This is a genomic window from Streptococcus shenyangsis, assembly GCF_006385785.1.
Lineage (GTDB): Bacteria > Bacillota > Bacilli > Lactobacillales > Streptococcaceae > Streptococcus > Streptococcus shenyangsis.
The window spans coordinates 75,952-89,680 of record NZ_VFSH01000008.1; the positions used below are offsets into that span (position 1 = coordinate 75,952).

The 13,729-nt window shown below is 43.3% G+C and carries 14 protein-coding genes and 1 pseudogene; 5 read left to right on the top strand and 10 right to left on the bottom strand.

Features of this window, described 5'->3' with window-relative positions; all coding sequences use genetic code 11:
* The first annotated feature begins 18 nt into the window (after nucleotides 1–18).
* Nucleotides 19–1,182 carry a tyrosine-type recombinase/integrase gene (locus FJR77_RS07120; RefSeq protein ID WP_049534734.1) on the top strand — a complete coding sequence of 388 codons (1,164 nt, stop codon included), beginning with the start codon at nucleotides 19–21 and terminating at the stop codon, nucleotides 1,180–1,182.
* A gap of 95 nt (nucleotides 1,183–1,277) precedes the next feature.
* Here the strand turns inward: FJR77_RS07120 and rpsD are convergent, their stop codons facing one another.
* From rpsD to FJR77_RS07145, 6 genes and pseudogenes are all read right to left on the bottom strand, one after another.
* Nucleotides 1,278–1,889, bottom strand: coding sequence for a 30S ribosomal protein S4 (gene rpsD, locus FJR77_RS07125; RefSeq protein ID WP_000092756.1), 612 nt, complete (start codon nucleotides 1,887–1,889; stop codon nucleotides 1,278–1,280).
* 194 nt (nucleotides 1,890–2,083) lie between these two features.
* Nucleotides 2,084–3,136, bottom strand: a complete 1,053-nt coding sequence (locus FJR77_RS07130; protein ID WP_140834007.1) for a HAMP domain-containing sensor histidine kinase — start codon at nucleotides 3,134–3,136, stop codon at nucleotides 2,084–2,086.
* Nucleotides 3,136–3,831, bottom strand: coding sequence for a response regulator transcription factor (locus tag FJR77_RS07135; RefSeq protein WP_140834005.1), 696 nt, complete (start codon nucleotides 3,829–3,831; stop codon nucleotides 3,136–3,138). Before FJR77_RS07135 ends, FJR77_RS07130 begins: the two co-directional genes overlap by 1 nt.
* Nucleotides 3,832–3,954: 123 nt before the next feature.
* The gene (locus FJR77_RS07140; protein ID WP_456243019.1) at nucleotides 3,955–6,492 is read right to left on the bottom strand and encodes an SSURE domain-containing protein; all 2,538 of its coding nucleotides are present in this window, start codon (nucleotides 6,490–6,492) and stop codon (nucleotides 3,955–3,957) included.
* Nucleotides 6,493–6,564: 72 nt separating this feature from the next.
* Nucleotides 6,565–6,666 (bottom strand): annotated as a pseudogene (locus FJR77_RS10550) (YSIRK-type signal peptide-containing protein); the annotation flags it as partial.
* Between the two features lie 115 nt (nucleotides 6,667–6,781).
* Nucleotides 6,782–7,798 (bottom strand): glycosyltransferase family 2 protein, encoded by a 1,017-nt coding sequence (locus tag FJR77_RS07145; protein WP_140834003.1) that lies wholly within the window; start codon nucleotides 7,796–7,798, stop codon nucleotides 6,782–6,784.
* Between the two features lie 39 nt (nucleotides 7,799–7,837).
* On the opposite strand from FJR77_RS07145, the gene FJR77_RS10340 reads away from it, so the two are divergent.
* Nucleotides 7,838–8,107, top strand: coding sequence for a hypothetical protein (locus FJR77_RS10340; protein WP_235888722.1), 270 nt, complete (start codon nucleotides 7,838–7,840; stop codon nucleotides 8,105–8,107).
* A gap of 88 nt (nucleotides 8,108–8,195) precedes the next feature.
* On the opposite strand, the gene FJR77_RS07155 is transcribed toward FJR77_RS10340, so the two are convergent.
* From FJR77_RS07155 to FJR77_RS07165, 3 genes are read right to left on the bottom strand one after another with little or no spacing between them, the layout of a single operon-like run.
* Nucleotides 8,196–8,861, bottom strand: coding sequence for a potassium channel family protein (locus FJR77_RS07155; protein ID WP_023944046.1), 666 nt, complete (start codon nucleotides 8,859–8,861; stop codon nucleotides 8,196–8,198).
* Between the two features lie 13 nt (nucleotides 8,862–8,874).
* On the bottom strand, nucleotides 8,875–10,254 hold the full coding sequence (locus FJR77_RS07160; protein WP_140834002.1) for a TrkH family potassium uptake protein: 1,380 nt from the start codon (nucleotides 10,252–10,254) through the stop codon (nucleotides 8,875–8,877).
* Between the two features lie 33 nt (nucleotides 10,255–10,287).
* Nucleotides 10,288–11,052 carry a nucleoside phosphorylase gene (locus FJR77_RS07165; RefSeq protein ID WP_140834001.1) on the bottom strand — a complete coding sequence of 255 codons (765 nt, stop codon included), beginning with the start codon at nucleotides 11,050–11,052 and terminating at the stop codon, nucleotides 10,288–10,290.
* A gap of 185 nt (nucleotides 11,053–11,237) precedes the next feature.
* Here FJR77_RS07165 and FJR77_RS07170 point away from each other — a divergent pair, with 185 nt between their 5' ends.
* From FJR77_RS07170 to FJR77_RS07180, 3 genes are read left to right on the top strand one after another with little or no spacing between them, the layout of a single operon-like run.
* Nucleotides 11,238–11,543, top strand: coding sequence for a rhodanese-like domain-containing protein (locus FJR77_RS07170; RefSeq protein ID WP_000468857.1), 306 nt, complete (start codon nucleotides 11,238–11,240; stop codon nucleotides 11,541–11,543).
* Nucleotides 11,544–11,563: 20 nt separating this feature from the next.
* The gene (locus FJR77_RS07175; protein WP_140833999.1) at nucleotides 11,564–13,231 is read left to right on the top strand and encodes an FAD-dependent oxidoreductase; all 1,668 of its coding nucleotides are present in this window, start codon (nucleotides 11,564–11,566) and stop codon (nucleotides 13,229–13,231) included.
* The gene (locus FJR77_RS07180) at nucleotides 13,221–13,517 is read left to right on the top strand and encodes a rhodanese-like domain-containing protein (RefSeq protein ID WP_140833997.1); all 297 of its coding nucleotides are present in this window, start codon (nucleotides 13,221–13,223) and stop codon (nucleotides 13,515–13,517) included. Before FJR77_RS07175 ends, FJR77_RS07180 begins: the two co-directional genes overlap by 11 nt.
* A gap of 116 nt (nucleotides 13,518–13,633) precedes the next feature.
* Here the strand turns inward: FJR77_RS07180 and FJR77_RS07185 are convergent.
* Nucleotides 13,634–13,729: IS3 family transposase (locus FJR77_RS07185; protein WP_133162783.1), on the bottom strand; the 96-nt coding region annotated here is incomplete at its 5' end.

The following is a 13,729-nucleotide window of genomic DNA, read 5'->3' on the forward strand; positions in this document are numbered from 1 at the left end:
TGTTAGAAAGGTTAAGAAATGAAAATAGCAGAAATCAAGAAACAAAACGGTGACACTGTATATCGTGCAAAAGTATACTTAGGAGTAGATAAACTCACAGGAAAAAAAATAAAGGCTAATCTGACAGCTAGAACTAAAACTGAATTGAAGAAAAAAGCTCAATTAGCTAAAGCCGAATTCCAAAATAATGGCTCTACTAAGAAGGAAACCATTCCACTAACAAGCTATGAAGAAGTAGCTCAATTATGGTGGGAAAGCTATCAACACACAGTAAAACCAAATACACAAGATTCAGTAAAACGACTACTAGCTAACCATTTGATTCCTCTATTTGGTTCTTATAGGTTAGATAAGTTAACCACTCCAACTATCCAACGCATTGTTAATCAACTAGCTCTACGTGCTAACAAAAGAGAAGAAGGCGCATTTCTACACTATGATAAAATTCACGCGCTAAATAAACGTATCCTACAATATGCTGTGACAATGCAGATTATTGATATAAATCCAGCTCGTGAAGTTATTCTTCCTCGTAAAATAAAAAAGGGTAGAAACAAAGTCAAGCACTTTAATAACTTAGAGTTAAAGCAATTTCTCAGTTATTTGGAAGAGGCTAACTTAGCAATATATAGAAATATCTATGAAATTACTTTGTATAAGTTTCTTCTTGCTACTGGTTGCCGTATTAATGAAGCCTTAGCTCTACACTGGTCAGATATTGACCTACATAATGCAACTGTGAATATTACAAAAACACTAAACCATTTAGGTGAGATTAACAGCCCAAAGTCTGAGGCAAGTTATCGCACAATTGATATTGACCTACAAACTATAGAGGTCTTAAAAATGTATCAAAAAAGACAAAGGCAAGAAGCTTGGAAACTTGGTCGGACTGAAACTGTTGTCTTCTCAGATTTTATTCATAAATACCCAAACAATAAAACACTATCAACTCGTTTAAACACACGTTTCAAACATGCTGGTGTACCTAATATTGGATTCCATGGTTTTAGACACACACACGCTAGTCTCTTGCTAAACTCTGGAATACCATATAAAGAATTACAACACCGTCTAGGTCATTCTACATTAGCTATGACTATGGACACTTACAGTCATCTCTCCAAAGAAAAAGCAAAAACAGCCGTCTCATTTTATGAGAAAGCTGTTAGTTCTTTGTGAAGGGGGACAAAAAGGGGGACAAACCCAGAAATCAACATTTTAAGACAAAGCAAAAAGCCCACTGTTGTAGGCTTTCTGTAAGATATTTCTTAAAATTAAAGCATTTTGTTGTAGAATTCAACGACAAGTGCTTCGTTGATTTCTGGGTTGATTTCGTCGCGTTCTGGCAAGCGAGTCAATGAACCTTCCAATTTTTCAGCGTCGAATGATACGAATGCTGGACGTCCAAGAGTAGCTTCTACTGCTTCAAGGATAGCTGGAACTTTCAATGATTTTTCACGAACTGAGATCACTTGACCTGGAGTTACGCGGTATGATGGGATATCAACGCGTTTTCCGTCAACAAGGATGTGACCGTGGTTTACGAATTGACGAGCTTGACGACGAGTAGTCGCAAGACCAAGACGGTAAACAACGTTATCCAAACGACGTTCCAAAAGAAGCATGAAGTTGAAACCTAGGATTCCGCCTTTGATTTTTGTAGCTTGTACGAACAAGTTACGGAATTGTTTTTCACCTACACCGTAAGTGAAACGAAGTTTTTGTTTTTCAGCCAATTGCAAACCGTATTCTGATAATTTAGAACGGTTGTTTGGTCCGTGTTGTCCTGGTACGTAGTTACGACGTGCCAATTCTTTACCTGTACCTGTAAGTGAAAGGCCAAGGCGACGAGCTTGTTTCCAAGATGGTCCTGTATAACGTGACATGTGAATGTCCTCCTGATATAAATAATATTTCGGTGGAAATAGTCACTTAGAAAGCCCTGATTCGTGCAGATGCCCTTCGCCTAAACAGCCAAGGTTACTTATCATAAGACACCTGTTGACGAGCTTCATGCTTTCCTGCTGATATTTCACACAAAATTCATTTTACCATGAATGGCTGAATTTGTAAAGGGGTTTTAAGCTTTATTTTCACTGCCAGAGAGATTGAGAACGAGGGTAAAGGTGCTTCCTAGTCCGTACTGACTGCTAACTCTGATTTCTCCACTCAATTGATGGGCCAATTCACGCGCAATCGCAAGACCAAGACCATGACCACCTGTTTTCATGTTACGCGAAGTTTCGACACGATAAAGGCGTTTGAAAATATTCTCCAAGTCCTCTGGGGCAATTCCCTGCCCTTCATCGGTCACACTGATTGAAAGCTGGTTTTTCTCCAGCTTAGCCACCACTTCCAGCTTGGTTCCTGGAGCAGAGTATTTAAAAGCGTTATTGACCAGATTCACCAAGATACGAGAAAGTTTGGCATAATCTCCCTCAATCCGGGCAGACTCTGGGATTACCTGTAAATGAACATCTCGCTCTTCCTGCTCAATCAAGAACTGAAATTCACTCATGCACTCAATCAAGAGCTGATCCAGAAAAATGCTGTCTTTGCTGGTAGTTTCCACCTGATTTCTAGCTGTATTTAGAGTCAAAAAATTCAACTCTTCAACCAGTTTATTGAGTCTTTCCGTCTGGCGCCCAATGGTTGCTAGATAATGGTCCTGTTCTCCTTCCTTGATAACCCCATCCAAAATCCCTTCTACCGTCGCTTGAATCGAAGTGATGGGGGTCTTGATATCATGCGACAACTGGGCAATCATCAAGCCCTTTTCTCGTTCGCTTTCTTCCAAGGAATCAAAGGTCGCCTGCAAATCATGGGACATTTCATTAAAAGCTTGACCTAATTGCTGAAATTCTACAGGACCTTGAACCTCTAGATTTGATGGAAAGTCCTTGTCCGCTACCCGCTTGGCATGTTCCTTGAGTTTGCCCAACGAAGTAAATACCGGCGATAGGAGAAATAGACTAATCCCAGCACCGACAAGGCTGGCAACGATGGTCATTCCAAGCAGAAAGTAAATCTCGCTTTTCTCAATCAGCATTTTTTGAACAGCCCAAAAAACCACGATAATCGTTAGGAGTGTTGAAATGATATACCCCACTAAAATATAACTTTTTAATTTCATTAACTACCTCGTGCTTTCTCAATTTTGTAGCCCAAGCCCCAGACAGTTTTGATGGTCGGTGTTTCTGCGCTAGCATGTTTAGCCAACTCCTGTCGAAGAGCATGAATATGAACATTCAAGGTATTGGTATCATCTACATAGTCTTCCTGCCAGACCTTTTCATAGAGGTCTGTCTTGGAGAAAACGCGCTCTGGATTGCTGGCTAAAAGCCATAGAAGTTCGAAGGATTTGACGGTCAAATCAAGCGCCACATCTCCGACTTGGACCTCATGACTACCGTGATTCATCCGTAAATCCCCGAGACTGACGACCTCTGTCTCACCTCCACGATGAAGGCGACGCAAGATATTGTGGACACGCAAAACCAGCTCACGAGGGCTAAAGGGCTTGGCAATAAAATCATCTGCCCCCAAGCTTAGGCCGTAAATTTTATCCTGCTCACTGGTTTTAGCCGTGATAAAGAGAAAAGGCTGATCCGGAGATTGATACTGAACCTCACTAATCAAATCATAACCATCCATCCGAGGCATCATGATATCTGTAATAATCAAATCAATCGCTTTTCGCCTGAAGATTTCTAAGGCCTCTACTCCATCATGAGCCACCAAAACCTGATATCCTGCCTGAACCAGATAACGTTGATGAATATCTGTGATTTCTACCTCGTCGTCAACGAGTAAAATTGTCTTTCCCATCTGTCTCTCCTTTGAAAAAAACAGTGCTATACCACAATAGTATAACACTATTTTAATCTCTTTACGAACATTCTAATCGATATCTGAATTTTTCAAATCCTAGATAGAAAGTCTGTAGCTAGACTAGTCATTTTCCTCTTTTTTAGCTTTCAAACCGAGTCCACCTAGCAGGCCGGCCAAGGCTAATCCAAAGAATCCAAGAGTAGCCATTGATGTTTGGACTTCACCAGTATATGGAAGCATGTCTTTTTGGTCTTTCATTTGAGCAGCCATCATTGGACTTGATACCTTGTTAGTAGATGCCATCTTGCCTTCATCAGACATTTTGCTTGAGGCTGCTGGAGCTTGATCTTGTTTCATGCTTGGTGTTGCCATAGGCTGGCTAGCATTCATGGTTTTGTCCTGCTCTTTGCTAGGCATCATCTTATCCTGACTAGCAGCTGGCATTTTAGATTTCATATCATCTTGATGAGCACTTGGCATTTGAGAGTTCATCTTAGACGCATCTTGATGACTATTCATCATTGGAGCCGGCATAGCTGAACCATTAGAAGAGGGGTCGAAACCTGACTGCATCGGAATCAGAGACTGATGTCCATGCAAGTTCACTGTCAAATCCTTAGTCGCTACGAGGTTGCTCAAATCCGCCTTGCCATCTTTGGCACCGTATACCTTGATAGTTGCCTTGTAGCTTTGAGTGCCGTTTTGTTTCAAGAGGTCTAGAAGTTCTTTATCTGATTTGCCTTGAGTTCCTGCCAAGTCTACTTCGTAGAAGTAAAGGCCTTTGCCCAATTTTTCCACTGGTGGAAGGGCCGGATTTTTAGCTGAACCATTATCTGACCATGGGGCCTTGTCAGATGCTTTCAAGATAAGACGAGTCAACATACCGTCACCAGCGAAGAATTCATATGGGATAACTTGGTTGACGCCGGCTGTGAACGGACCTGGGAAATTGGCCTTATCCAAGTAAGTAGCTGGAACATCTACTGTGTCTTTGGTATTGTCGGCCACACCTTTTTGAACTTCAGCTGGAGTAGTCAAACCATTCAAGTTGACATCCAAATCTTTTGTCGCTACGAGATTGCTCAAATCGGCCTTGCCGTCTTTAGCACCGTAAACTTTGATAGTTGCCTTGTAACTTTGAGTTCCGTTTTGTTTCAAGAGGTCAAGCAGCTCTTTATCAGATTTACCTTGAGTGCCAGCCAAATCTACTTCATAGAAGTAAAGACCTTTGCCCAATTTCTCTACTGGTGGAAGAGCTGGATTTTTAGCTGAACCATTGTCTGACCATGGAGCCTTGTCGGATGCTTTCAAGATAAGGCGGGTTAACATACCGTCTCCGGCGAAGAATTCATATGGAATAACTTGGTTAACACCAGCTGTGAATGGGCCTGGGAAGTTAGCTTTATCTAGATAAGTAGCTGGAACGTCTACTGTGTCTTTGGTATTGTCGGCCACACCTTTTTGAACTTCAGCTGGAGTAGTCAAACCATTCAAGTTGACATCCAAATCTTTTGTCGCTACGAGATTGCTCAAATCGGCCTTGCCGTCTTTAGCACCGTAAACTTTGATTGTAGCTTTATAACTTTGAGTGCCGTTTTGCTTCAAGAGGTCAAGAAGTTCTTTATCTGATTTTCCTTGAGTGCCGGCCAAATCCACTTCATAGAAGTAGAGGCCTTTGCCCAGTTTCTCTACTGGTGGAAGAGCTGGATTTTTAGCTGAACCGTTATCTGACCATGGAGCCTTGTCTGAAGCCTTCAAGATAAGACGAGTCAACATACCGTCACCAGCGAAGAATTCGTAAGGAATAACTTGGTTGACACCGGCTGTGAATGGGCCTGGGAAGTTGGCTTTGTCTAGGTAAGTAGCTGGAACGTCTACTGTGTCTTTAGTGTTATCAGCCACGCCTTTTTGGACTTCAGCTGGAGTAGTCAAGCCATTCAAGTTGACATCCAAATCTTTAGTCGCTACGAGATTGCTCAAATCAGCCTTACCGTCTTTAGCACCGTATACCTTGATAGTAGCTTTATAGCTTTGAGTGCCGTTTTGTTTCAAGAGGTCAAGAAGCTCTTTATCTGATTTACCTTGAGTACCAGCCAAATCTACTTCATAGAAATAGAGACCTTTGCCCAAGTTTTCTACTGGTGGGAGAGCTGGATTTTTAGCTGAACCATTATCTGACCATGGGGCCTTGTCGGATGCTTTCAAGATAAGGCGTGTTAACATACCGTCACCAGCGAAGAATTCGTATGGAATAACTTGATTGACACCAGCTGTGAATGGGCCTGGGAAGTTGGCTTTATCCAAGTAAGTAGCTGGAACATCTACTGTGTCTTTGGTATTGTCAGCCACGCCCTTTTGCACTTCAGCTGGGGTGGTTGCTGGTTGCGCTTCATTTGCTTCACGGTCTTGTCCAGAAACTGTAGGCGCAGGATTTGTCACAGGTTTAAGCGCATCTTCTGTTTCTTTCTTAGATTCTGGTTTTGCTTGCACTTCTTCTTTTGGTGCTACTACTTGGTCTTTATCAGCTACATTCACTTTTTCTGGAGAGCTTGTAGCATCCAAACTTGCTTTAGGTGTTGAGTCTACCTGTTCTGAAGGCAGAGCTACATCAACTGCTTTCTTGAGAACCTCTGCTGGTAAGTCGCTCTTTTCACTCACCGAAGTTGCGTCTGGTACAACTTGAGCAGGGGTCGGATTGACCACATCGGCACGCACAGAACTTGGTTGCCCAACTAGGACAAAGAAGCCACTGGCCACAACAACTGAGGCAACACCGACACTAAGACGGCGAATAGACCAACGAGTATATCTTTGATTTGGATTGAATTTCATAGGATTCTCCTTAGAGTTTTTCTTTATTTGATGACTCTAGTATAATCTCCTAAAATTAAAAAGGATTAAGAAAAAGTTAAAATTTTTCTTAAATCCCTCTTATAAAATACTTATATTAATTAAATCCATAAACAGACTTGGTGATTTGATAGACGACATTGGAAAGTTTGCGAGCTGGCAAGACCGAATGTTTGGTCAAACGGCTCAACATGGTCTTGCGGATAGCCTGAAAAACCTCTGGATTTTCCTGCTGAATATAGGTCCACAGCTCCCGTTTTTTGGCAAGATGCTCTGCTGTTCCAGCTCGGTTAAGCAGGGCACTGGAAATCACCGTCGTGATTTCAATATGATTCAGCAGATACTCTCGCATTTTTGGGTGGCTTATTTTAGATAAATCAAGCTGGTCTACCAAGAGTCGATTGACCTTTAGTTGCTGGTCAATACGCTTAATCATCACTTGCTCATTGACAGACTGGTCCTCACGCCCAATCAAATAACGATAGAAATCGACAGGCAGATAGTACATGGTCTTGACCTGCTGAAGGGGGGTAAAGACAAAGAGATTATCGACATAAAAAGTATGCTCAGGCAATTGGAACTGACTCGCTCGCAACAAATCTGTCCGATAAATCAGCGAGTGCATCATGATATACTGGCCTTTTGAGAAATTTCCGACCTGATCCCAGCCAAAAATCTGCTGGACAGGCAAGACTGACTCGTAACTCATACTCTTCTTACGAGACTGACCTTCCTTTTCATAGACAAAATTGGTCACAAAGGCATCCACTTCTTGACCTTCACTCTCTAGTTCCTGCAAGGTTTCAAGAATCTTTAGGTAAGCACGAGGATCCACCCAGTCATCACTATCAACTACTTTAAAATAACGACCAGAAGCCTCCGCTAAGCCGCGATTGACGGCACCGCCATGGCCTTTATTTTCCTGATAGATGGCTCTAACGATGCTAGGATACTTGCTGGCTAAACGCTCAGCGATTTCCTGAGTCTGGTCCTGAGACCCGTCATTGATAATCAAAATCTCAACTTGCTCACCACCAATCACTAGCGACTCCACACAGTAATGAAGATAGGCTGCAGCATTATAGCTAGGGATGGCGATAGACAATAACTTCATAATCTACTCCTTTAGGGGACTGATTTTTTCTTATACTCAATGAAAATCAAAGAGCAAACTAGGAAACTAGCCGCAGGTTGCTCAAAGCACTGCTTTGAAGTTGCAGATAGAACTGACGAAGTCAGCTCAAAGCACTGCTTTGAAGTTGCAGATAGAACTGACGAAGTCAGCTCAAAACACTGTTTTGAGGTTGTGGATAGAACTGACAAAGTCAGTAACCATACCTACAGAAAGGCGACGTTGACGTGGTTTGAAGAGATTTTCGAAGAGTATTACTCTCTCTTGTCACTTCTTTCTATTCTACCATAAAGTCCAGCTTTTGAAGGACTTTTACTGGAATACAAGGTGTTCTCCCAATTTCCTATCTTGGACATCAAAAAAGAGGGGATCCCCCTCCTTACGAATTTAATTCTGCCAAGTCATCTAGATACTGGTTGTTAATGACCGCCAAGATATAGGCATCTGCCCTCAAGAGATCATTAGGGCCAAACTGGACATCCAGTGGTGAATTTTCTTGTTCACGAAATCCTAGGACATTGAGGTTGTATTTGCCACGTAGATCCAGCTGGCTCAGGCTTTGACCTGCCCAAACACTCGGAATTTTCATCTCCACGATAGACACATTTTTATCCAGCTGAAAGACATCAACATTGTTATGAAAGAGAATGGTCTGCGCTAGAGACTGCCCCATTTCATACTCAGGTGAAATCACCGAGTCAGCACCGATTTTTTCTAGCACCTTCTTAGCTGTCTGGCTTTTGACCTTGGCAATAACCCTTGGTACCCCCAAACTCTTACAATGCATGACTGCAAGCACACTCGACTCTAGATTTTCCCCTGTTGCCACTACAACCGTATCACAGGTATCAATTCCTGCAGTTCTGAGGAGTTCCTCATCTGTAATATCGCCCACAACTCCACGCGCCAAAACAGGCTCAAATTGATTGATGTGCTCTGCGTGGTCATCAATGGCAATAATATTCATATCTTGCTTGGCTAGGGCTGTCAGGACACTACTCCCGAAAATCCCCAAGCCTAAAATTCCAATCGTACGATCTGACATCGTTCTTCCTTTCTTATCCAATACTAATATCTGCTTTCATATACTGAATCAAATCTTTCTTATCAGGCTGGTAGTCAGCTAGACTAACCAGCAAGGTCAAGGGACCGATACGGCCAATAAACATGAGCACCATGACAATGCTGAGAGCTAACTTGCCCAATTCTGGCGTCAGATTTGCCGTTACCCCAACTGTCGCAAGGGCGGAAATGGTCTCAAACATGAGGTAAATAAATCGCGGTGTTCCTTCTGCTGTAATTCCCAACAACATCAAGCCCAACAAGAAGGTCATCAAAAAGATAATGAAGACACTAAAGGATTTTTGGACTGTTCGAGCCTCAATGGTTCTCTGCGCAACATTAGCATGAGGTAAGCCCAACAATTCACTACGAGCAAAGACCAATAAGACAAAGAAAGTCGTAATCTTGAGACCCCCAGCCGTCCCTCCAGGCGCTCCACCCAGAAACATCTGTAGGATATAGATAAACAAGGTCACAGGCCGAGCTTGAGTATAGTCAATAGAAGCAAAACCGGCCGTTCTCATGCTAACGGTTTGGAAAAAGCTAACCAGCACTTTCTCTGGAACACTGAGATTGCCAATCGTTCCTGGATTGTGCCACTCCGTAAAGAGTGTAGATACTGTCCCAAACAGCAAAATGCCTGCAGTCAAGAAGAGGACCAGCTTGGTGTGGAAACGAAGACGACGTTTTTTCTTCTTGTCAAACTGGGTTGCCAAGTCAAACCAAACCATAAAGCCAAGACCACCTGTGATAATCAAACCAGCAATGACTAGATTGATCAAGGGATCCGTCTGAAAAGCTACTAAACTGCTACTGCCGAAATTATCAAAACCAGCATTACAAAAAGCTGAAATGGCTAAAAAGATAGAGGTAAAAATGCCTCTTCCCCAGCCGAACTCAGGAATAAAACGGAAACTTAGTAGAAAGGCACCCAAGCCCTCCACCAGAAAAGTCGTCAAAAAGATGGAGCGCATAAAGGCCTTCAGCGACCGAGTTTCCCCGTAACTAAAACTCTCCTGAATGGTTTCACGACTGCGAAGACTGAGTTTTTGCTTCCCCTGAATATAAAAGACCCCGATAAAGGTCATGAGCCCCAGACCACCAATCTGTATCAAAAGCATACAAATCAACTGCCCCCAGACATTATAGGTAGTAGCCACTGGTTGCGTAAAAAGGCCAGTCACACAGACCATGGACACCGTCGTAAAAAGATGGTCAAAATAAGTAGCCTGCGAACCACTCGCCTGAACAAAAGGCAAACTCAAAAGAAGAGAGCCTATCAAAATAACTCCAGCGAAACTCAGAAAAATTCGACGAGCGGGCGAAAGTCCGCCCAAGGCTCTTTCAATTTTTTTAACAAATAATTTGAATAACATACATCCATTGTACCATAAAAAGAAGGAGAGTAGCTATATCTGAGAAGTTATCTCAAGGCAGAGTTCCAAGGCCTTCTCGAAAGCTTCTGAACCCCAGTCACGACTATCGTACTGGTCCAAGTCTGCTAAGGAATCAGCTGTGAACAACAATTCTCCCCAGAGAACCCCACGCAGTTGGGCTACTGCCGCAAGCGCAGAACACTCCATCTCCACAACAGCACAGCCTTCTTCCTTGCGATAGGCCACCTTTTCAGCCGTTTCTCGGTAAAAACCGTCTGTCGTCCAGGTCACGACTTCTTCATAAGGAATCCCTCTGGCTTCCAAAACTTGCTCAATGGCAGCAATAGCCTCTGCCTGAATTTCCATATAACGAGAAGCTGCCACATAGTGATAACTAGCTCCTTCATCTCGCAGAGCGCGAACAGGGACTAGAAAGGCGTTTTCTTCTATATCAGCTAGCACACCACAGGTTCCAGTGGAAATAATCTGCTCCACACCATAGCCAATCAACCAATCCATAAACTGGGCTGCTGGAGCGGAGCCAACAGGTGCCTGAGCCAGACAAATTCCCTCGCCCTTGTAGTTAACGACATAGACTGGATAGGTCTTGGTGGCTGAAACGAATTCGCCGACACAGTCCGCCCCTACTTCCCTAGCATAGCGGTCAATCTCCTCACCTAAAAAAGCATAGACACACTTCTTTGGCAAGTGCAAGTCCAGCCCCTCGTGATTGGGCATGATGACCGCCTGAGGATTTTCATCAAACTCTAAGATAGGAATCGCATGTTTCTGAATCATAACCCACCTCCTCTGATTTTGTACTATTGTATCAAAAGCTGACCGAGTGTCAAGGAGGAAGCTGAGGAACTGAGGAGAAAAACAATACAATCGCAACCAATCTCCACCAAGTCAAAACAACTTGCTTGACAAAAGCTTGACTTCATGGTTTAATATACCCCATAAGGGTATATTCGGAGGTGCCTATGTTTCACTTATTTACAAAAATTGACAGTATTTCTACCAGCGAGTTAGAAGCTAAACTCAAGGAACCAATTCAGCTACTAGATGTTCGGACGCCAATGGAATTTCGTAGAGGTCATATCAAAAATGCCAAGAATGTTCCTCTGACCGAAATTGGTTCCTACACACCAACAACAAAAGAAACACTTTATGTCATTTGTCATTCTGGTGTGCGTAGTAAGATGGCTGCTAAAAAGCTAAAGAAAAAAGGCTACGATGTCATCAATGTCCGAGGCGGTATGAGCTCTTGGACAGGAAAAGTCATCTAGAAGCATAAAGGAGAAAATCAATGAAAATTATCATTGTCGGGGGAGTTGCAGGCAGAATGTCAGCAGCAACCCGTCTCAGACGTCTCATGGAAGACGCTGAAATCACTATTTTTGAGAAAGATCCCTTTGTTTCCTTTGCAAACTGCGGGCTTCCTTACTATGTTTCAGGAGAAATTGCAAACCGTGATAGTTTATTGGTCCAAACTCCTGAAAGTCTCAAGGCACGCTTTAATCTCGATGTGCGACCATTTCACGAGGTCATCCAGATTTCGCCAGAAGAACACACTGTGACGGTACGACATGATGGGCAGGAATTCACAGAAAGCTACAACAAGTTGATCCTCTCCCCAGGAGCTAAACCATTTGTTCCTGCCATTGAAGGTTTGGCAGAAGCTAAGAATGCCTACACGCTCCGCAATGTTCCCGATCTCGATGAAATTATGGCAGCCTTGGACAATTATCCAAAAGAAGCTGTCGTTATCGGTGTAGGCTTTATCGGGCTTGAAATGGCTGAAAATCTGGCGAAACGCGGCCTGCAAGTTACTATTGTTGAGAAAGCACCCCATGTCTTACCATCATTAGATCAAGAAATGGCAGCCTTTGTCCAAGCAGAATTGGTTAAAAACGGCGTTCGCGTTATCACTTCTCAGTCTGCGACTCGATTTGAAGACCAAGGAAAAGTCATCGTTCTCGAAAACGGTCAAAAGATCACTTCTGATCTCACCATCCTTTCTGTCGGTGTTGAACCTGAAAATAGACTGGCCAAAACTGCGGGGATTGAACTGGGACTTAGAGGTGGGATTCTGGTTGATGAACATTACGAAACCAGTCAAAAAGATATTTTTGCAGTTGGGGATGCCATCGTCGTCAAGCAAGAGATTACAGGCCAAGATGCTCTCATCTCTCTCGCTTCTCCTGCCAATCGTCAGGGACGCCAAGTGGCAGACGTCATCGCAGGACTAGAACGTACAAACAAGGGAAGTATCGGCACTGCTATCGTTCGTGCCTTTGATATGACAGCTGCTTCGACTGGTCTCAGCGAGCGTATCCTTAGCATGAATCAACTTCCTTACAAGGCCCTTCATGTCAGTGGGAAAGACCACGCTGGTTATTATCCAGGCGCTACTGATATGACCTTGAAGCTCCTCTTTGACCCAACCACTGGAAAAATCTACGGTGCCCAAGGAGTCGGGAAGAAAGGCGTTGACAAACGAATCGATATCCTGGCAACTGCTATCAAGGGAAATCTCACCGTCTTTGACTTGCCAGAATTGGAGTTCACCTATGCGCCACCATTTGGCTCTGCCAAGGATCCCGTCAATATGCTGGGCTACGCAGCCTTGAATCTTATCGAAGGTCTCAGCGACAATGTTCAATGGTACCAACTCGAAGACGAACTAGCTAAGGGAAAGAAATTCCTTGATGTACGGACAAGTGGCGAATTTCAGAGTGGTCGACTCAAAGTCGATACCATCCACATCCCCCTAAACGAACTACGGGAACGCTTGCGGGAACGCTTGAACGAACTGGACAAGAACCAAGCCTACATCGTTAGCTGCCACAGTGGTTTGCGCAGCTATATCGCAGAGCGTATCCTCAAACAAGCAGGATTTACCGTCCAAAACCTTGACGGCGCTTATTCACTATACAAAATGGCTAAGCCAGAAGGAGTAGAATATGGAAACTAGTATCAGCATGGCTGACTTTTATGAAAAATATCAAAATGAAAATTTAGAGCTTATCGATGTCCGTGAAGCACATGAATTCCAAGCAGGACATGCACCAGGTGCCAAAAATCTTCCGTTAAGTACCTTGGAGCAAGGCTATAAAGAACTCAAACCTAACCATGAATACCATGTCATCTGTCAAGGTGGAGTACGTTCTGCCTCTGCCTGCCAATTTCTCAGCGCCCAAGGCCTCAACGTTATCAATGTAGAAGGTGGTATGAATGCTTGGCCTGAGCAAGTAGAATAATCAAGAGGAGCTGGGCAAAAACTCAATTTCAGGAGAAAGTGAAGTAAATTTCCCCACAATAAAACGCATACTATCAAGGTTTTCATGTACTGACCCCAAAAAGTTAGACAATCAATTTATCCGAAGGATTTAGTTCTGTATTGCACAGGACTGAGTCCTTTTAGTTTTACCTTAATTCGTTTATTGTTGTAGTAATCAATATAGTCTACAAT